Origin of the sequence: Nonomuraea sp. NPDC003709 (genome assembly GCF_040610775.1) — a bacterium.
GTDB classification, from domain to species: Bacteria; Actinomycetota; Actinomycetes; order Streptosporangiales; family Streptosporangiaceae; genus Nonomuraea; species Nonomuraea angiospora_A.
This window is the reverse complement of sequence record NZ_JBEXMW010000020.1, coordinates 198,527-216,603: the sequence shown is the minus strand read 5'-3', so window position 1 is coordinate 216,603 and position 18,077 is coordinate 198,527. Positions and strand designations below refer to the sequence as shown.

The window sequence follows — 18,077 nt, the reverse complement described above, 5'->3', positions numbered from 1 at the left end:
CCGGAGACCACTCCTTGGGGTGGCATGCACGCAAAGTGGACCACGGGCGCTCCTGCAACAGTCTTGGCCAGGGGAGAGTGGAGGGCCTCCCAGGAGGGATTCAACCAAGCCGCTGCGCGCGCGTCAGCGCTTGGAGACAAAAACGTGCGCGGCGACATCGCGCGGAAGCTCCGCGGGAGTGTCGTTCGCGTCACCGTCACCTGTCACCCGCACACCGTCGTCGCTCGCCGCGAGCGTCACCTCGCGTCCGGGTTGTATCCCAACTTGCTTGAGTTTAAGCATCACAGCAGGATCGCTTTGCACTTGTTCGCTAATTCGACGCACGACGACCGGCGTGTCCCTCGGCCCCGCCAGGTCTGACATCGATGTCAGCACCCCGGCGCCGCCCTCGGGGGGCTCCTTGGCGCCCAGCTCCGCGAGCCCGGGGATGGGGTTTCCGTGCGGGCAGACGGTGGGGTTGTCGAGCAGGGTCACCAGGCGGGCCTCGACCGACTCCGACATGACGTGCTCCCAGCGGCACGCCTCGATGTGCACCTCTTCCCAGGGAAGGCCGATCACCTGGGTGAGCAGGCACTCGGCCAGCCGGTGCTTGCGCATGACCCGCGTGGCCAGCGTGCGGCCCAGATCGGTCATGGACAGGTGGCGGTCGCCCTCGACGCGGACGAGGCCGTCACGCTCCATGCGGGCGACGGTCTGGCTCACGGTGGGGCCGCTCTGCTGAAGACGCTCCGCGATGCGGGCGCGAAGGGGGACGATGCCCTCCTCTTCGAGCTCGTAAATCGTGCGGAGGTACATCTCGGTCGTGTCGATCAGGCCGTGTGCGGTCAAGGCAGTCCTCCCAATCAAATATTACGCCGGTCGTGGCGGGGACTGGGCCCGTCCGCAGCGGGCACAGAAGTCACACGAACCCTATTGGGAGAACGACCGACGATGGTTAAGGACGGAAACAAAGGAGCGGCCGAGTTCCTTCCCGACCAGCTCGATCTCGACTCGCTGCGGCGCGCGGCCGCGTGCTGCCAGGGCTGCGGGCTCTACCTGAACGCCACCCAGACCGTTTTCGGCGAGGGTCCGCAGCGGGCCCGGTTCATGCTCGTGGGCGAGGAGCCAGGAGATCAGGAGGACCGGCAGGGACACCCGTTCGTGGGCCCGGCCGGGCGCATTCTGGACAAGGGACTGGAAGAGGCCGGAATCGAGCGCGAGGACGTTTACGTCACGAACGCCGTCAAGCATTTCTCCTTCACCCTTCGCGGAAAGCGGCGGATCCACCAGAGGCCGACGGCCGGCGAGATCGACGCCTGCCATCCGTGGCTCGACGCGGAGCTGGCCCTCGTGCGGCCGGAGGTGATCGTGGTGCTCGGGGCGACGGCGGCCAGGGCTCTGCTGGGGCGGGAGTTCCGCGTGACGCACCACCGGGGCGAGCCGGTGCCGCTCGGCGACGCGCTGGCCGTGGCCACCGTGCACCCGTCCGCCGTGCTGCGCGCGCCCGACAGGGACCAGGCGTACGAGGGCTTCCTGGCCGACCTGAAGGTGGCCGCCCAGGTCGTCTGACCTCTGACCTTTATCGAGCCCGGTAATTGCGGAATGCGGGCGCGGACAGGCCGACGAGCAGCACCGTGACGGCACAGGCGATGCCGCCGCCCACCCAGGCCCCGCTGACCCCCAGCTCCGTCGCCGTCGCACCGGCCCGCAGGTCGCCCAGGCGCGGCCCGCCCGCCACGACCACCATGAACGCCCCCTGCAGCCGCCCCCGCATCTCGTCGGGCGCGTACAGCTGCAGGATGGACTGCCGCCAGACCGACGAGATCACGTCCGCCACCCCGCCCACGGCCATGAACGCCACCACCAGCCAGAGCTCGCTCGCCAGCCCGGCGGCGGCCACGGCCAGGCCCCAGACGGCGATCACGACGACGAGCGCGACCCCCTGCCGCGAGACCCGCCCCACCCAGCCGGAGAACAGCGCCCCGGCCACCGAGCCGATGGCCATGGCGGAGCTCATCCAGCCGAGCGCGTACATCGAGCCGCCGAACCTGTCGGCGGTCAGCTCGGGGAAGAGCGCGCGCGGCAGGGCGAACACCATCGCGATGATGTCCACGACGAACGACATCAGCAGCACCGGGCTCCTGACGATGAAGCTGAGCCCTTCCAGCACCGCCCCGGCACCCGGACGTCGCACTTCGCCCAATGGGGGCAGTGAGGGCAGTCTGAGGGCCGCGTAGAGGCTCGCGGTGAAGAGCAGGGCGTCCATCGCGTACGCCGCCGCGAACCCGCCGGAGGCCAGCACGACCGCGCCGATCATCGGACCCGCGACCGCGCCGATGCTGAAGACGAGCGAGTTGAGCGCGTTCGCGGCGGGCACCAGCTCCTTCTCCAGGATCCTGGGGATGATCGCGCCCCTGGTCGGGCTGGTGATCGCGAAGCCGGTGGCGTTCAGGGCGACCGCGCCGAAGATCAGGTAGACGTTCCTCATGCCGAGCAGCGCCTGCCCGAGGATGAGGAGCGTCGCCGTCCACGCGATGAGCGAGCCGACGATGAGCAGCTTGCGCCGGTCCACGGCGTCGGCGACCGCCCCTCCCCACAGGCCGAAGACGACCAGCGGGATCAGGTTGGCCATCCCCAGCAGCCCCACGTAGAACGAGGAGTGGGTGAGCTCCCAGACCTGCTGGCCGACGGCCACGACGGTCGCCCCGACACCGACGTGCGAGACGGCCTGGCCGAGCCAGAGCCGCCGGTACTCGGGCGCGCCGAGTGGCCGGGTGTCTACCAGATGACGCTTGACCAGCTCCGCGATCGCCACTCCATGAACATTAAGGTGCCAGTCTTTCCAGGACCCAACCGGGTCGTGTCCGCCGATAACGGAGCCTGTCGTGCATCCGGTCGAGTTGTCCCTGCCAGAACTCCATCTCGATCGGGTAGACCCGGAAACCTCCCCAGAAGTCGGGCACCGGCGGGCTCTCCGGCCAGCGTTCGGCCAGCTCCGCGTAGCGCTCGTCCAGCTCCTCCCTGGACCGCACGACGGCCGACTGCCGCGACGCCCAGGCGCCGATGCGCGAGCCGTACGGGCGCGAGTTGTAGTACTCGGCCGACTCCTCGTGGGAGATCCGCGTCACAGTGCCCTCGATGCGTACCTGGCGGCGGATCGGATGCCAGGGGAACAGCAGTGACGCTCGGGGGTTCTCGCCCAGGTCGCGGCCCTTGCGCGACTCGTAGTTGGTGTAGAAGACGAAACCGCGTTCGTCGTAGCCCTTCAGCAGGACCGTCCTGGCGCTCGGGCGGCCGCCGGACGAGGCGGTGGCCAGGATCATGGCGTTGGGTTCAGGCAGGCCGGACTCGAGCGCGTCCTGGAGCCAGAAGGTGAATTGCTCCATGGGGTCGGACGCGAGGTCGGATTCGAGCAGCGGCCGGCCCTCGTACGTTCGGCGAAGCCCCGCCAGCACGGGCGGGCGCGGGGTGGCATCCACGAGACGGTATTCTTGCGCGCTTGCGTGGTAGATCCCATGCAACCCCCCTCACCAGCGGGTTTGGCCTTACGGCGGGTCCCGAGACCGAGCACGACCTGGGAAGGGGTTAAATTGACCCGCCGGTATCTCGACATCAACAGAGCGGAGAAGCTCGGGGGCGAGAACGAGGGCAACGATGCCAACGACCCCCCGAAGCGGCCCCGACTATTGGCACAGCATTGCCCAAACATGGCAAGGGAAAGGGAGGCGGCCGAGTATGTCCGACTTCAAACCCGGGCTCGAAGGCGTCGTAGCTTTCGAGACCGAGATCGCGGAACCGGACAAAGAAGGGGGCGCCCTTCGATACCGGGGCGTCGACATTGAGGAGCTGGTCGGCCGCGTCCCGTTCGGGGCCGTTTGGGGCCTGCTGGTCGACAACAAGTTCCAGCCGGGCCTGCCCCCGGCGGAGCCGTACCCCATCCCTGTCCACTCCGGTGACATCCGCGTAGACGTGCAGAGCGCCCTGGCCATGCTGGCTCCGGCCTACGGCTTCAAGCCCCTGCTCGACATCACCGACGAGGAGGCCCGCGACCAGCTCGCCCGCGCCTCCGTCATGGCCCTCTCCTTCGTCGCGCAGTCCGCGCGCGGCCTCGGCCTGCCGATGGTGCCGCAGAGCCGGGTCGACGAGGCCGCGACCATCGTCGAACGTTTCATGATCCGCTGGCGCGGTGAGCCTGATCCCAAGCATGTCAAGGCCATCGACGCTTACTGGACCTCCGCCGCCGAGCACGGCATGAACGCCTCCACGTTCACCGCCCGCGTCATCGCCTCCACCGGGGCCGACGTGGCGGCAGCGCTCTCCGGCGCCGTCGGCGCCATGTCGGGCCCGCTGCACGGCGGCGCCCCGGCCCGCGTCCTGCACATGATCGAGGGCGTCGAGCAGCTCGGCGACGCCAAGAAGTACGTCCAGAGCGAGCTCGACAAGGGCAACCGGCTCATGGGCTTCGGGCACCGCGTCTACCGCGCCGAGGACCCGCGCGCCCGCGTGCTCCGCCGCACCGCCAAGGAGCTCGACGCCCCCCGCTACGAGGTCGCCGCGGCGCTGGAGCAGGCCGCGCTGGACGAGTTGCACGCCCGCAAGCCCGACCGGGTGCTGGCCACCAATGTCGAGTACTGGGCGGCCGTGGTGCTGGACTTCGCCGAGGTGCCCTCCCACATGTTCACCTCGATGTTCACCTGCGCGCGCACGGCCGGCTGGGCCGCGCACGTCCTGGAGCAGAAGCTCACGGGCCGCCTCGTGCGCCCGAGCGCCAACTACGTCGGCCCCGCCTCGCGTCCCCTGAGCGACGTCCCCGGCGCCGCCGAGGTCACCGGCAAGAACTGACGGGATCGGCCCCGGCGCGTCAGTCGAACGAGCATTTCACCTCGAGTTCGGCGGTGTCCGGGGCCTTTTCGTCGACCGTGCAGCTGCCCCGCGGCACCAGGCCGTTGTCGGGGGCACCCGCGGCGGGGTCCGTGGAGAACAGCCAGAGGCCGCGAGGGAGCGCGGCGTGCGATTCCGCGTCCTCCGAGAAGTAGAACTTCCCGCTCGCGCCCTGGATGAGGCCGCCCACCCCGAGCCCGCGCAGGTTGTACGCGACGCTCTCGGCGATGTTGACCGACTCGTCGACGTCCGAGGCCTTGATCTTGTTGATCGCCGAGGTGACGGCCAGCAGCGCGTCGTAGCCCATCCACGCGTGCACGCGTGACACGCCCGTCGCCTTGACGCTTGCGATCCAGTTCTCGATCTCCGTCTGGGTGCGGTTGTCGCCCTGTCCCTTTCGCACGTCGTTGAGCGCGACGAACGAGATCGCCGGCCTGTTGAGGAAGTCCTCCTTGACGAGGATCTGCCCCAGTTTTTCGGTGACATCGTCGCCCGCCAGGATCTGCACCTTGTCCGCACACTGGTGCTCGCGGGTGTCGGCGACGGTGTTCAGGAAGGTGGCCCGGCCGGTGTAGAGCAGCACCTCCGCACCGTCCTGGCAGGCCAGGTCGACCTTGCTGGCCAGCTCGTCCTGGTTGGCGAACCGGTACTGCCTGGCGGCCGCGTACGGGCCTTTGGCCAGCCCTTCCGCGAGGTCCCTGCTGTAGAGCTCATGGTCTTCCGCGTCGTGCTCGACCAGGACGGCGACCCGCTGCGGAGCGACCGGCTTCCTGCCGGGGAGCCCGTGCGCGAGCCAGAGCTCGAACGCCCGCGCCTGCGCGGAGTTGGGAGCCGCCATGCGGAAGAAGTACGGCGAGGGACGGTCGTGGTAGACCAGCGGCGTCTGATCGGCCGAGTTCGTGGTGCTGAGCATCGGGATGTGCGCGTCGCTGAGCACCCGGATGGCGTCCTGCGTCTCCGTCCTGCTCCACGCGAGCCCGATCACGCCGGCCACGTCCGGGTCGCCGGCCGCGCGCTGCCTGATCATCCTGGCGGCGAACTCGGCATGCCGGAAGTACTGCCCGCTGTTGGCCAGCTCCACCTTGATCTGCCAGCTGCCCAGCCGGTTGTAGGCGCCCTGGCGGGCCGCGATGCCGGACAGTTCGCCGGCCGAGCCGCCCGTCTGGTCGTCGCCCGGGTGTGACGTGGTGAGCACGCCGAGATAGAAGACCGTGATGACCCGTTGCCTCGTGTCGATGGCCTCGTTCTGCCGCTTGATCCGCTCGAGGATGGGCATGAGGGCCGGGTCGGGGGCGATCTCGGCGAGGTTGTCGCTCAGGCCGACGCACTGTCGCTCGGCCCGCATCATGCCGGGGCCGCAGCCGAACCAGTTGCTGCCGTAGACGTACAGCGGCGGGGCGAGCAGCAGCGCCAGCATCGCGAGCCAGTAGCCGACGGCACGGGCCTTGACCCGCCCGAGGCGCGGCCGGTAGGTGCCCGTCAGCACCAGCTTGTCGCCGGCGAGACGCAGCCGCGGCTCCGGCCCGCGCAGCGCCACGCGCGAGCGCCAGTCATCGACCTCCTTGGCGATGGTCCGCCGCTCTCGCCTGGCCGGCGGCCCGGCCGGCCCCGGCTGTCCCCGGTCCTCGGCGATCACCAGCAGCGGCGGCACGATGCCCGTCTCGTACAGGACTTCGTCAAGGACCCGCAGGAACCGCGCGTGGACCGGATCATCCGCGTCGAGCACCAGCAGCGCGTACAGCCCGCGCCCCCAGCTCGGCCACGGGATGCGCGGCCACTTGCGGTATGCCTGGCGCAGGTCCTCCAACATCGCGTAGACCAGCAGCTTCTCGATCTCCGGCTCTGAGGCGTTCATCAGCCGCAGCGCGTATTCCGGGCGGCTCTGGCCGACGGTGCGCCGTAAGTCCTCGTACTGGTGGCGGCGGAACCACCGTGAGAAGGCCGTGCCGCGGATGAAGCGCACGGCCTGCAGCCCGATCGCGCCCGCGCCCAGCAGCAGCGCGAGCAGGCCGGGTGCCAGCGGGATCAGGTCGGTGATCCCGGTGTCCAGCCACCAGGCGACCACGGTGGCGACCGGCACGAAGAAGACCGCGGCCCGAACGAGGAAGTCGCCGGCCGCCCAACGCTTGCGGCTGTCGGCCTGCAGGCTGGGGCGCACCCCGAACCTGGCGCCGAACCGGCGCTTGAGCTCCTCCTGCCCGGGGCGCGAGTCAGGTTGCGGCGGCCACTTGTCCTCCGGCCACTGCTCCGGTTTCTTGTCGCGCTGGGCCCGGGCCCACAGCACGAACTCCGTCAGCGGGAAGCGCGGCGCGGGCAGCAGGGTGCGGCCGACCCTGTTGCCGCCGAGGGCGCCACTGGCTCCGGCCAGGGCGTCCACGAGCTCGGCCAGCGATCTGTGGGCGCCTTCCTCCGGCTTCGCGTACGGCAGGAGTCCGTTGAAACGCTCCGCCAGCTGCCCCGCCGTACCGTCCTGCGCTCCGGTGAGGACCAGCACGGGCAGCGGGAGGTCCCGCCAGAAGGGCCGCCGCAGCAGGCCCTCCACCACCTCGCGCGAATCCTGTTCAGGGGGCATGGCGCCACCGCCGCTCTCATGTCACGAACATGGCAGGTCCCCGGTTCCTCCATTCTGCGGCATTGGAGATCTTTTGGCTGTGGGGTTATTCTCAGATTCCCGCCCCGGTCCCTTGTCAGCCCCGCGGGATCAGTACCCTGGTCAGGTGGCTGACATCGTGATTCCCGCTGACATCAAGCCCGCCGACGGCCGCTTCGGCTGCGGGCCCTCGAAGGTACGCACCGAGCAACTGGCCGCGCTCGCCGCCTCCGGCGCGAGCCTCATGGGCACCTCCCACCGCCAGAAGCCGGTCAAGAACCTGGTCGGCCGCGTACGCTCCGGGCTCGCCGACCTGTTCTCGCTGCCCGAGGGCTACCAGGTCGTCCTGGGCAACGGCGGCACCACGGCGTTCTGGGACATCGCCGCCTTCGGGCTGATCCGCGACAGGTCGCAGCACCTGTCGTTCGGCGAGTTCTCCTCGAAGTTCGCGACGGTGGCCAAAAAGGCCCCGTGGCTGGGCGAGCCGAGCGTCATCAAGTCCGAGGTCGGCACCTACCCGACGGCCGTGGCCGAGGAGGGCGTGGACGTCTACGCGCTCACCCACAACGAGACCTCGACCGGCGTCGCCATGCCCATCAAGCGCGTGGGCTCCGACGACTCGCTGGTGCTCGTGGACGCCACCTCCGGCGCCGGCGGCCTGCCCGTCGACATCGCCGAGACCGACGTCTACTACTTCGCCCCGCAGAAGAGCTTCGCCTCCGACGGCGGCCTGTGGATCGCGATCATGTCGCCGCGGGCGCTGGCCAGGGTCGAGGAGATCGCCGCGACCGGCCGTTACGTGCCGGAGTTCTTCAGCCTGCCGGTCGCGATCGACAACTCCTCGAAGGACCAGACCTACAACACGCCGGCCGTGGCCACGCTGTTCCTGCTGGCCGACCAGCTCGACTGGATGAACTCCAACGGCGGCCTGGCCTGGACCACCGCCCGCACGGGCGAGTCCAGCCAGCGCCTCTACACCTGGGCGGAGAAGTCGGCGTACGCCACGCCGTTCGCCGCTCCGGAGTTCCGCTCCCAGGTGGTCGGCACGATCGACTTCGCCGACTCCGTCGACGCCGCCGCCGTGGCCAAGGTGCTGCGCGCCAACGGCATCGTCGACACCGAGCCGTACCGCAAGCTGGGCCGCAACCAGCTGCGCGTCGCGATGTTCCCGGCGATCGACCCGGCCGACATCGAGGCGCTGACGGTCTGCGTCGACTACGTGGTCGAGCGCCTCTGACGGCGTGACAGCTCTTCCATGAGGGCGAGCGCGTCCTCCTCCTCGACTCTCTGCGCGAACCTGGCCAGCACCGGCAACCTGTCGCCGCCGGCCGAGAGCGCTTCGAGCATGAGGTCGGCGACGTGCTCGTCCCTCGACTTGACCGCGGCGTAGCGGAACGCGTTGCGGTAGGGCGTACGTTCGAGCAGCCCCTTCTTCACCAGCCGCTCGGCCACGGTCTGCACCGTCGTGTACGCCAGTTCGCGCTCCTCGTTGAGCCTGACCAGCAGCTCCCTGACGCGCATCGGTTTCCGGGCATCCCACAGCACGTCCATGATCGCGCGTTCCAGGGACCCCAGGCTCGCCAACTGACCAACCCTCCGGTTCGATTAGTAGGAAACATTGTTGCCCGAAAAAGTCAGATCCGGCCAGGGGATCTCACGGCCGAAGAGCCTCGGCTATCTGATGTTCGCCAGCCGATGGCTCCAGGTCCCGCTCTATCTGGGCCTCATCGTGGCCCAGGCGGTGTACGTCTGGCAGTTCGCGCTGGAGCTCTGGCACCTGATCGAGACGGTGTTCCTGCACACCGCGCCGGTCACCGCGGCGACGCCGTCGCCCGAGGTCGTGGTCATGCTCACGGTCCTGGCGCTCATCGACGTGGTGATGATCTCCAACCTGCTGATCATGGTGATCATCGGCGGCTACGAGACCTTCGTCTCCCGCATCAACCTCAACGACCATCCCGACGAGCCCGAGTGGCTCTCCCACGTCAACGCGAACGTCCTGAAGGTCAAGCTGGCCACGGCCATCGTCGGCATCTCGTCGGTGCACCTGCTGCAGACGTTCATCAGGGCCCAGTCGACGCCCAACGACAAGATCATGTGGCAGACGATCATGCACCTGGCCTTCGTGGCCTCGGCCATCGGCCTCGCCTACATCGACCGCCTGCTGGCCACCTCCCCGGCGGAGCACACACGGTCACATCTCTGACCCTCAGTACGCCGGGATCTCGCGGCCCTTGCGCCGCAGCACCCAGCCGGCCACCACGCCGCCGATGAGCCCGAACAGGTGGCCCTGCCAGGAGATGCCCTGCTGGTTGGGCAGCAGGCCGGCCAGGATCCCCCAGTACGCGAAGCCCACGCCGACGGCGATGGCGATGTCGAGCAGCCTGCGGTCGAACAGGCCGCGGGCCAGGATGAACCCGAAGTAGCCGAAGATCAGGCCGCTGGCGCCGACCGTGTAGACGTTGGGGCTGGTCAGCCAGGTGCCGAAGCCGCCGATGAGGATGATCAGCACGCTGGCCCACAGGAACTTGCGCAGGTCACGCAGGCCGGCCAGGAAACCGAGGACCAGCAGCGGGAGCGAGTTGGCCATGAGATGGCCGAAGCCGCCGTGCAGGAACGGGGCGAACAGGATGCCGATCAGGCCGTCGGGCTCCCATCCGATGATGCCGAACTCGCGGTCGAGCCTGCCGTTCAGCACGAAGTCGAAGCCCTCGACGACCCACATCACGGCCAGCATGGCGACCACGACGGCGAGCGCGCTCAGCGCACCGGACAGGAGCGCCCCGGCGCCGCGCTTGGCCGACTCGAACCTGTGACCCGAATAGTCGCTCATGCGCTCTCCCGGTACGTTGCCTTCTCTCTCTTTACCGTAGCCAGGAACACTTATGCACGCGCTAAAAGCCGCCCCTGACGGAATCCGGCCATCCCGAGGCCCCGCATCCGCGAGAAGCGAGCTGAGGTCCCTCGGGGGGAGCGGCGGACGGCACCGAGGAGGCGGGAGAGTGGTTGGGGGCTCTCCCGCCCGTAAGAGGCCGGGCGCCGGACGGTTACTCGCCCGTCCAGCGGGGGGCGCGCTTCTCGGCGAAGGCGGCCGCGCCCTCCATGGCGTCCTTCGAGCCGAACACCGGCCCGACGATCGCCCCCTGCTTGGCGAACATCTCCTCCAGCGACCAGTCCTGCGACTCGATGATCACCTTCTTGGTCGCGGCGAGCGCCAGCGGCGCGTTGGCGGCGATCTTGCGGGCCAGTTCCAGCGCCCCCTCCAACGCCTCCCCCGGCACGGTGATCCGGTTGACCAGCCCGAGCTCGTACAGCCGCGCCGCCGGATAGTGATCGCCGGTCAGGGCGATCTCCATGGCCACGTGGTACGGGATCCGGCGCGGCAGCCGCATGACGCCGCCCGCGCCCGCCACCAGCCCACGCTTGGGCTCCGGCAGCCCGAACTTGGCCTCCGACGACGCCACGATGACGTCGCACGACAGCGCCAGCTCGAACCCGCCCGCGAGCGCGTACCCCTCCACGGCGGCCACCAGCGGCTTCTTCGGCGGCGACTCGGCGAGCCCGCCGAAGCCGCGCCCCTCGACCACCGGGAAGTCGCCGGACAGGAACCCCTTGAGGTCCATGCCCGCGGAGAAGGTGCCACCGGCACCGGTCAGGACATAAGCGGAAATGTCGGGGCGGGCGTCGAGCGCGTCCAGCGCCTCGGCGATCCCCCGCGCCACCGCCCCGTTCACGGCATTCCGCGCTTTAGGACGATTTATCGTGATTACGGCGACGTTCTCGGATTCCTCGACGAGCACTTCGTCAGACAACGAGACCTCACTTGGGCTGGAAGCGGATGCCGCCGTCGAAGCGGATGACCTCGGCGTTCATGTAGTCGTTCTGGATCAGCGAGTGCACCAGGTGCGCGAACTCGTCGGCCCGCCCCATGCGCTTGGGGAACACCACCGGCGCCACGAGCTTGGCCTTGAACTCCTCGGAGTTCGCCGTGAAGCCGTAGATGGGCGTGTCGATGATGCCCGGGCAGATCGTGTTCACCCGCACGCCGATCGCGGCCAGGTCGCGCGCCGCGGGCACCGTCATGCCCACGATGCCGCCCTTGGAGGCCGAGTACGCCAGCTGCCCCGTCTGCCCCTCCAGCGCCGCCACGGAGGCCGTGTTGACCACCACGCCCCGCTGCCCGTCAGCGTCGGCCGGCTCCGTCTTGGCGATCGCCGCGGCGCCGATGCGCATGAGGTTGAACGTGCCGATCAGGTTGACCTCGATGACCTTGCGGTACGTGGCCGGGCTGTGCGGGCTGCCGTCACGGTTGACCGTGCGCTCGGCCCAGCCGATGCCGGCGCTGTTGACCACCACGCGCAGCGGCTTGCCGGTCGCCACGGCGGCGTCCACGGCCGCCTGCACCTGCTCGTCGTCCGACACGTCGGTCTTGACGAACACCCCGCCGATCTCGTCGGCGACGGTCTTGCCGCGCTCCTCGTTGAGGTCGGCGACGACGACCGTGGCGCCGGCGCGGGCCAGCTCGCGGGCCGTGGCCTCCCCGAGGCCGCTGGCGCCGCCGGAGATGATTGCTGCAGATCCGTTCACGTCCATATCCCGGACCCTAACCCGCCGACCGAATGAAGTTCTACTCGGGGGGCGTCAAATCTCACCCACAGCGCTGTCGACGTCGGAATAGACCTTGATGCGCCGGTCGAGCCCCGTCGTACGGAGAATGCGCGCCACCGGCGCCTGGGGCGCCGCCAGGGACACGCCGCCGCCCTCGCCCGTCGCCAGCCGCCAGGCCTCGATCAGCACCGACAGGCCGCTGGAGTCCATGAACGACAGCTGCTGCAGGTCGAGCACCAGTCTGGCGCTGTCCTGCTTGATCGCGTCACGCACCTCGTCGCGCAGGAACGGTGCGGTGAACAGGTCGAGCTCTCCCTCAACGGCCACCACCACGGCATCACCAAGGGCGTGTCGCGCAAGCCGCAGCTTCATTTGGCCCCTCCTCGATGAGCCACTGTACTTCGACATCCCCGGGTCCCGGGCATGCACAAACTAGGAAGAGGCGGGCAGGACGCGGATAAATGCCCTCACACCGCAGGGATCGCAAATCCGTATGGAAGCTCCAGGCGGTGCTCGGCCAGCAGTTCCGCGTCCGAGAGCAGCTCACGCGTGGGGCCGTCGGCGGCGATGACGCCGCCGGAAAGGATCAGTGAACGTTCACACAATTCCAGCGCGTACGGAAGGTCGTGCGTGACCATGAGCACCGTCACGTCGAGCGAGCGCAGGATCTCGGCCAGCTCCCTGCGGGCGGCCGGGTCGAGGTTGGACGAGGGCTCGTCGAGCACCAGGATCTCCGGCGCCATGGCCAGCACGGTCGCCACCGCCACCCGGCGCCGCTGCCCGAACGACAGGTGGTGCGGCGGCCGGTCGATGGCCTCCAGCATGCCGACCCGCTCCAGCGCGTCCTTGACCACGCGGTCGAGGTCCTCGCCGCGCATGCCCGCGTTGGCCGGGCCGAAGGCGACGTCGTCCCTGACCGTGGGCATGAAGAGCTGGTCGTCCGGGTCCTGGAAGACCAGGCCGACGCGCTGCCTGACCTCCTTGAGCGTGTCCTTGCGCACCGGCGTGCCGGCCACGGTGACGCTTCCGTGCCCCGGGGTGAGAATCCCGTTGAGATGCATGACGAGGGTGGTCTTGCCGGCGCCGTTCGGGCCGAGCAGGGCCACGCGCTCGCCGCGGCCGATCGACAGGTCCACGCCGAACAGCGCCTGCGTGCCGTCGGGATAGGCGTAGGCGAGCTGCCGGACGTCGAGAGAGTTCACCACGAAAGTCCCCATACTGCGAGGGCCATGGCCGGCAGAGCCAGAGCGATGCCCCATTGACGTACAGATGCCGAAATATCTTGGATCACCGGCATCTGGCCGGTGTATCCCCGGCTGAGCATGGCCAGATGCACGCGCTCGCCCCGCTCGTACGAACGGATGAACAGCGCCCCGGCGGACCGGGCGATCACCGGGACATGCCGCAGATCACGCGCCTCGAACCCGCGCGACTCCCTGGCCACCCGCATCCGCCGCATCTCGTCCATGATCACGTCCATGTACCTCAGCATGAACATGGCGATCTGCACCAGCAGGGCCGGCAGCCGCAGCCGCTGGGCGCCGATCAGGATCACCCGCGGCTCGGTGGTGGCCGCGAGCAGGATGGAGGCGATCACGCCGAGCGTGGCCTTGGCCAGGATGTTCCAGGCCGCCCAGAGGCCGGGCACGCTCAGCGAGAGCCCGAGGACCGTGGTCCGCTCCCCCAGCCCGATGACCGGGATGAGGAAGGCGAACAGCACGAACGGCACCTCGATCACCATCCGCCGCAGCACGTACGCCAGCGGCACCCGCGCGGCCACCGCCACGGCCCCCAGCAGGACCGCGTAGACCGCGAACGCCCAGAACCGCTCCCTCGGCGTGGCCACCACGACGATCGCGAAGGCGAAGACGGCCAGCAGCTTGCACTGCGGCGGCAGCCGGTGCACGACCGAGTCGCCCGGCAGGTAGAGCTGGTGATGGTGCCCCGCGCCCACGCGTCACACCTTGGCCGCGTCGCGGCCGCGGGCGGCGTACGCCACGGCCCCGGCGATGAGCAGCACGAGCCCGACGCCGATGATCCCGGCCACGCCGACGGGGATGCCGCCGACCTCGCCGTAGTCTGCCAGCCCCCACGTCACCAGGTGGTCGGTCGCCTGGCCGAGGAAGCCCTTGTTCTCGGCGACCGCCTCCAGCCCGTCGGGCGAGGACGAGGCGAAGAACGACACGACCCCGGCCAGGACCAGCGTCAGGCCGATCCCGCCGAGCAGGAACGGCTTGAGCCTGCCAGGCGCGGCGGCCGGCTCCTGCCCGCCCACGGTGGTGGTCTCGCCTTCTGCGCCGCGCAGGACCAGGGGCTTGGTCAGGCCGCGGGCGCCGTACACGAGGTCGGGCCGCACGGCCAGGACCGCGCTGACGGTCATGGCCGTGATCAGCGCCTCGCCGATCCCGATCAGGACGTGCACGCCTCCCATGGCCGCCGCCACCGCGCCCACCTCGATCGGCGCGGTCCCCCCGATCCAGAACAGCAGCGTGAACGCCAGCGCGGAGGCCGGCACCGAGACCAGCGCCGCCAGGAACGCCGCCACCGCCACGCGTCCCCTGGACAGCCCCGTCACCAGCCGGAAGATCCCCCAGCCGACCACCACGGTGACGACGCCCATGATCGTGATGTTGATGCCGAGCGCGGTCAGCCCGCCGTCGGCGAAGAACACGCCCTGCACGAGGAGGACCACGGCCATACACAGCACACCCGTGTACGGCCCGACGAGTATCGCGGCCAGCGCACCGCCCAGCAGATGGCCGCTGGTGCCGGCGGCGACGGGGAAGTTGAGCATCTGGACGGCGAAGATGAAGGCCGCGACGAGCCCGGCCATGGGAGCGGTCCGGTCGTCGAGCTCGCGCCGTGCCCCGCGTAGGCAGACGGTGACTCCGGCCGCCGCCACCACCCCGGCCGAGATGGACGTCGCGGCGTTGAAGAAGCCATCTGGTACGTGCACGGCACACCTCCTGCAAGAGCAAACGGTCCTACTTTAGGACATCGTCTTGCACCTGCATATAGATGGCATTAGCGCATGATTCGCCTGATGATCATCCTTGCCGTGAGCCGCCGCACCACGGTGCTCAGCCGTCCCTTCCCCGAGGTCGCGTACGGCCGCACGCTCCTGAGCACCGCCGCGCCCCACCACCGGCGCGGCGCCGCCACCGTCTCGGCGTCGGTCTCGATTCTGAACCGCGCGGGCGGCCCGCCCAGATCCAGCTCCAGGTACGCGTCCCAGGTGCCGGGCGGCAGCCAGCCCACCCCGAGCCTGGCCACGAAACCGCCCCCGGGCAGCGCCACGACGCGCTCGACCCGCTCACGGCCGCTACGCCGCTCGCGCCAGACGACCCGCTTGACCGCCGAGGCGGCGGGTGCGGCGCCCGCGACGCAGACCTCGCCGTCGACGATCAGCCGGTGCCCCAGCGCCCACCGCGTCCTGATGAGCCGCACCGAGCCGGGCACCCCGACCACGTGGCCGCCGACGTCGATGCTGAGGTTGCCGTTGTCCCTGGTGAAGTACGGCAGGGCGACGGCGGCGCCGATCAGCCGGGGCGGCGGGCGGTTCACGCCGCTGTCGCGTTCGGCCCCGAGCCTGCCGAGCCGCACCACGCCTTCGGCCTCGACCGCCACCCGCAGGTCCCAGATCCCCGAGCCGAGCGCGGACACGTTCACCCGCGCGGTGAACTCGTTCCCCTTGCGCTCGGCCGGGACGACCACCTCGGCGGCCGGGTCGTGCCGCCCGCGCAGCACCACGGCCAGGCCGTCGTCCCCGCCGATGCCGTCGAGCCCGGCCGATCCCGTCACCACGAGGCCGTCGCCGTCCCAGCGCAGCCCGGTCAGCCTGCGCCGCACGGCGGCGCTCTCGATGCGGGCCAGGCGCACGAGGCGGTCGATGTCGTCGAGCGCCGCCGCCCGCTGCCTGTCGACGCTGTTGAGCAGCTCGTGCACGCCGGGGGTGTACCACTCGTCGCACAGGGCGGCCACCTCCCGCGCGATGTCCTTGCGCCGCACGTCGTCGCTCTCCAGGAACACCTGCCCGAGCTGCGCGAACACGTCCAGCCTGAAGTGCCGGCGCAGCAGGTGGTCGCGGAGCGGACCGGGCTCGACGTGCCCGGCCATGAGCCGGATCGGCGCCTTGATCATGGCCAGCCAGGCGAGCGGGTCCCTGCTGCCGCGCTGCTGCATGATGCTGGTGCCGTCGGGCCTGGACACGAGGTGGTAGCAGTCGTAGTCGGCCACCACGGAGACGGCGCCGGCGTGGCAGTAGGCGTGCACGGTGAAGAGGATGTCCTCGCCCACGAGCATGCCCTCGCCGAACCTGATGCGGTGGCGTTCGAGCAGCTCCCTCCTGAACAGCTTGAAGCAGCACAGGCTGTTGTAGACGTTGCTGTCGCCGATGGTCACGCTCTCCGCGCTCTGCTGGAACATCGACGCCGGCGCCCGCCTGCCGTGGCCCACGATCTTGCCGAGGACGATGTCGGAGCCGTTCCTGTCGGCCATGGCGACCATGCGCTCCAGCGCCTCGGGGCCGAGGTAGTCGTCGGCGTCGCAGAAGAACACGTACCGGCCCGAGGCGTGCTCGATGCCGACGTTGCGCGGCCGGCCCGCGCTGCCGCTGCCGTCGATGTGGACGACCTTGACGCTGGCCCGGTGATAGGCGGCGTAGAGGTCGAGGAGCTCGGCGCTGCCGTCCGTGGAGCCGTCGTCGACGACGATGAGCTCCTTCTTCACGCGCTGCACGAGCACGGAGGTGAGGCATCTGTCGAGGTAGGCCCGGCAGTTGTGTGCCGGGATGACGACGCTCACGTCGACCGCGTCGTCACCGTTCCCCGTTTCAGACATCCGCCACCACCGCCACCACTTCAGAGAGTCACGTTGCGCTGCCGTCCGGCTTCAGTATGTGACGAGCCCGGGCCTCCGCGAGGGCCGATCGTATGTCTTCACCCCCGCTTTTGCAGCCAACGGAGATATACGGCATTCCACTAATAGGCCCTGGCAGTACCACATTTATCCTGGACCGAATGAGTTTCAGGGATGAGGTTTTCCTACCGAGGAATAGAAACCTCTCCGCCAGGATCATTCAGCCACCCCCGGGCGTTCCCCGGTGATCCTCTCGAGGGGCTTGCGCGTCTACAGTTAGGCAACCTTGACCGGGAGGTGGCGGGAAATGGCATCGGATCTCCGCAGGCGGGCGTCGGACGACTCGCCCGTGCACTCTGCTGAGTTCATCGTCTCCGCGGCTCGCTTGGAAGAGCTGCATCAGTGCTCCGCCGTGCTCCGCCGTACGAGGTTGCGCGCCGAGGAGATCGTGGACGAGGCACGGACCTTGCTGGCGGAGGCCGAGCAACGCGGCGACGCCGACCGCGTCCTGGAGCTGCGCGCCCAGTTGGAACAGGCGCGCGCGCTGTACGGCAAGGTGCTGAACGCGTACGTGACGATCTGTCGCAAGATCGCCGAGGAACGTCAGGCCATCCTGCAGGAGCAGATGGGGTTGTCAGGTGCAGCCTGACGGGCTAATGTCAGGGCATGCCTGACGACTGGAAGGACAAGATCCGCTGCTCTTTCTGTCACAAGAAGAGCGCGGAGGTGAAGAAGATGATTGCCGGTCCCGGTGTGCACATTTGTGACCAATGCATCGAACTGTGCAATGAAATCCTCACGCAGGAGCGCCTCGCCACCTCTACCGAGCCCCGCCTCCCGATGTGGGAGTCCATGACAGAGGAGCAAATACTCGAGCATCTTCCGAAAATCGCCGCCGTGCAGGCACAGGTGGACGACAACCTGCGCGACTGGGTGGCGCATCTTCGCGGCAGGGACGTCAGCTGGGAACGCATCGGCGCCTCGCTCGGCATGACGCGGCAATCCGCGTGGGAACGGTTCAGGAGCGAGACCTGACAGGTGAACCGTTGTGACCTGTGGGACGTCCTATGGTCAGGGAGGCCCGACATGCGCGTCCTACACGGGCTCACGGCGCCCGATCTGGAGGAGCTCCAGCTCGAGCTGATCCTGATCCTGGCGCTGC

The 18,077-nt window shown here is 69.4% G+C and carries 19 protein-coding genes; 6 read left to right on the top strand and 13 right to left on the bottom strand.

Annotated elements, in window-relative coordinates:
• Window positions 1–123 precede the first annotated feature (123 nt).
• A complete protein-coding gene (locus tag ABZX61_RS46165) occupies window positions 124–828 on the bottom strand; it encodes a metal-dependent transcriptional regulator (protein WP_185070520.1) in 705 nt (234 codons plus the stop codon).
• 102 nt (window positions 829–930) lie between these two features.
• On the opposite strand from ABZX61_RS46165, the gene ABZX61_RS46160 reads away from it, so the two are divergent.
• Window positions 931–1,548, top strand: a complete 618-nt coding sequence (locus tag ABZX61_RS46160; protein WP_355204467.1) for a UdgX family uracil-DNA binding protein — start codon at window positions 931–933, stop codon at window positions 1,546–1,548.
• A 10-nt stretch (window positions 1,549–1,558) separates the two neighbouring features.
• Here ABZX61_RS46160 and ABZX61_RS46155 read toward each other — a convergent pair whose 3' ends face one another.
• On the bottom strand, window positions 1,559–2,794 hold the full coding sequence (locus ABZX61_RS46155; RefSeq protein WP_355204464.1) for an MFS transporter: 1,236 nt from the start codon (window positions 2,792–2,794) through the stop codon (window positions 1,559–1,561).
• A gap of 10 nt (window positions 2,795–2,804) precedes the next feature.
• Window positions 2,805–3,458, bottom strand: a complete 654-nt coding sequence (gene pdxH / locus ABZX61_RS46150; RefSeq protein ID WP_350733357.1) for a pyridoxamine 5'-phosphate oxidase — start codon at window positions 3,456–3,458, stop codon at window positions 2,805–2,807.
• 256 nt (window positions 3,459–3,714) lie between these two features.
• On the opposite strand from pdxH, the gene ABZX61_RS46145 reads away from it, so the two are divergent.
• A complete protein-coding gene (locus ABZX61_RS46145; protein WP_355204461.1) occupies window positions 3,715–4,821 on the top strand; it encodes a citrate synthase 2 in 1,107 nt (368 codons plus the stop codon).
• 19 nt (window positions 4,822–4,840) lie between these two features.
• Here the strand turns inward: ABZX61_RS46145 and ABZX61_RS46140 are convergent, their stop codons facing one another.
• Entirely contained in the window at window positions 4,841–7,432 is a 2,592-nt protein-coding gene (locus tag ABZX61_RS46140; protein WP_355204459.1) for a hypothetical protein, read from the bottom strand.
• 145 nt (window positions 7,433–7,577) lie between these two features.
• Here ABZX61_RS46140 and serC point away from each other — a divergent pair, with 145 nt between their 5' ends.
• A complete protein-coding gene (gene serC / locus ABZX61_RS46135) occupies window positions 7,578–8,687 on the top strand; it encodes a phosphoserine transaminase (protein ID WP_350733354.1) in 1,110 nt (369 codons plus the stop codon).
• Here serC and ABZX61_RS46130 read toward each other — a convergent pair.
• Window positions 8,666–9,034 (bottom strand): BlaI/MecI/CopY family transcriptional regulator, encoded by a 369-nt coding sequence (locus ABZX61_RS46130; protein WP_355204456.1) that lies wholly within the window; start codon window positions 9,032–9,034, stop codon window positions 8,666–8,668. The genes serC and ABZX61_RS46130 overlap by 22 nt on opposite strands.
• Before the next feature lie 37 nt (window positions 9,035–9,071).
• Here ABZX61_RS46130 and ABZX61_RS46125 point away from each other — a divergent pair, with 37 nt between their 5' ends.
• Window positions 9,072–9,656: a TIGR00645 family protein gene (locus tag ABZX61_RS46125; RefSeq protein ID WP_350733351.1), complete on the top strand. Its 585-nt coding sequence runs from the start codon at window positions 9,072–9,074 to the stop codon at window positions 9,654–9,656.
• A 3-nt stretch (window positions 9,657–9,659) separates the two neighbouring features.
• Here ABZX61_RS46125 and ABZX61_RS46120 read toward each other — a convergent pair whose 3' ends face one another.
• From ABZX61_RS46120 to ABZX61_RS46085, 8 genes are all read right to left on the bottom strand, one after another.
• Window positions 9,660–10,283: a rhomboid family intramembrane serine protease gene (locus tag ABZX61_RS46120; RefSeq protein WP_350733349.1), complete on the bottom strand. Its 624-nt coding sequence runs from the start codon at window positions 10,281–10,283 to the stop codon at window positions 9,660–9,662.
• Between the two features lie 214 nt (window positions 10,284–10,497).
• On the bottom strand, window positions 10,498–11,262 hold the full coding sequence (locus tag ABZX61_RS46115; protein ID WP_355204451.1) for a crotonase/enoyl-CoA hydratase family protein: 765 nt from the start codon (window positions 11,260–11,262) through the stop codon (window positions 10,498–10,500).
• Window positions 11,263–11,269: 7 nt separating this feature from the next.
• Window positions 11,270–12,043, bottom strand: coding sequence for an SDR family NAD(P)-dependent oxidoreductase (locus ABZX61_RS46110; protein ID WP_355204448.1), 774 nt, complete (start codon window positions 12,041–12,043; stop codon window positions 11,270–11,272).
• Between the two features lie 48 nt (window positions 12,044–12,091).
• On the bottom strand, window positions 12,092–12,430 hold the full coding sequence (locus tag ABZX61_RS46105) for an STAS domain-containing protein (protein ID WP_101785558.1): 339 nt from the start codon (window positions 12,428–12,430) through the stop codon (window positions 12,092–12,094).
• 95 nt (window positions 12,431–12,525) lie between these two features.
• Window positions 12,526–13,263 (bottom strand): ABC transporter ATP-binding protein, encoded by a 738-nt coding sequence (locus tag ABZX61_RS46100; RefSeq protein WP_350733342.1) that lies wholly within the window; start codon window positions 13,261–13,263, stop codon window positions 12,526–12,528.
• Window positions 13,257–14,012 (bottom strand): cobalt ECF transporter T component CbiQ, encoded by a 756-nt coding sequence (gene cbiQ / locus ABZX61_RS46095; protein WP_355204443.1) that lies wholly within the window; start codon window positions 14,010–14,012, stop codon window positions 13,257–13,259. Before cbiQ ends, ABZX61_RS46100 begins: the two co-directional genes overlap by 7 nt.
• Before the next feature lie 3 nt (window positions 14,013–14,015).
• Window positions 14,016–15,014: an energy-coupling factor ABC transporter permease gene (locus ABZX61_RS46090; RefSeq protein ID WP_355204440.1), complete on the bottom strand. Its 999-nt coding sequence runs from the start codon at window positions 15,012–15,014 to the stop codon at window positions 14,016–14,018.
• 68 nt (window positions 15,015–15,082) lie between these two features.
• Complete coding sequence (locus ABZX61_RS46085) at window positions 15,083–16,897, bottom strand: glycosyltransferase family 2 protein (protein WP_355204438.1); 1,815 nt, start codon at window positions 16,895–16,897, stop codon at window positions 15,083–15,085.
• Between the two features lie 325 nt (window positions 16,898–17,222).
• On the opposite strand from ABZX61_RS46085, the gene ABZX61_RS46080 reads away from it, so the two are divergent.
• Both ABZX61_RS46080 and ABZX61_RS46075 read left to right on the top strand, forming a co-directional pair.
• Window positions 17,223–17,564 (top strand): hypothetical protein, encoded by a 342-nt coding sequence (locus ABZX61_RS46080; RefSeq protein WP_355204435.1) that lies wholly within the window; start codon window positions 17,223–17,225, stop codon window positions 17,562–17,564.
• Window positions 17,565–17,581: 17 nt separating this feature from the next.
• Window positions 17,582–17,950 carry a ClpX C4-type zinc finger protein gene (locus ABZX61_RS46075; RefSeq protein WP_355204432.1) on the top strand — a complete coding sequence of 123 codons (369 nt, stop codon included), beginning with the start codon at window positions 17,582–17,584 and terminating at the stop codon, window positions 17,948–17,950.
• Window positions 17,951–18,077: the final 127 nt, after the last annotated feature.

Coding starts and splice junctions, on each gene's coding strand:
- ABZX61_RS46120 (WP_350733349.1), bottom strand. CDS start 10,283: ATGAGCGACTATTCGGGTCACAGGTTCGAGTCGGCCAAGCGCGGCGCC.
- ABZX61_RS46080 (WP_355204435.1), top strand. CDS start 17,223: ATGGCATCGGATCTCCGCAGGCGGGCGTCGGACGACTCGCCCGTGCAC.
- ABZX61_RS46160 (WP_355204467.1), top strand. CDS start 931: ATGGTTAAGGACGGAAACAAAGGAGCGGCCGAGTTCCTTCCCGACCAG.
- ABZX61_RS46145 (WP_355204461.1), top strand. CDS start 3,715: ATGTCCGACTTCAAACCCGGGCTCGAAGGCGTCGTAGCTTTCGAGACC.
- ABZX61_RS46140 (WP_355204459.1), bottom strand. CDS start 7,432: ATGCCCCCTGAACAGGATTCGCGCGAGGTGGTGGAGGGCCTGCTGCGG.
- ABZX61_RS46085 (WP_355204438.1), bottom strand. CDS start 16,897: ATGTCTGAAACGGGGAACGGTGACGACGCGGTCGACGTGAGCGTCGTC.
- ABZX61_RS46075 (WP_355204432.1), top strand. CDS start 17,582: ATGCCTGACGACTGGAAGGACAAGATCCGCTGCTCTTTCTGTCACAAG.
- ABZX61_RS46105 (WP_101785558.1), bottom strand. CDS start 12,430: ATGAAGCTGCGGCTTGCGCGACACGCCCTTGGTGATGCCGTGGTGGTG.
- ABZX61_RS46110 (WP_355204448.1), bottom strand. CDS start 12,043: ATGGACGTGAACGGATCTGCAGCAATCATCTCCGGCGGCGCCAGCGGC.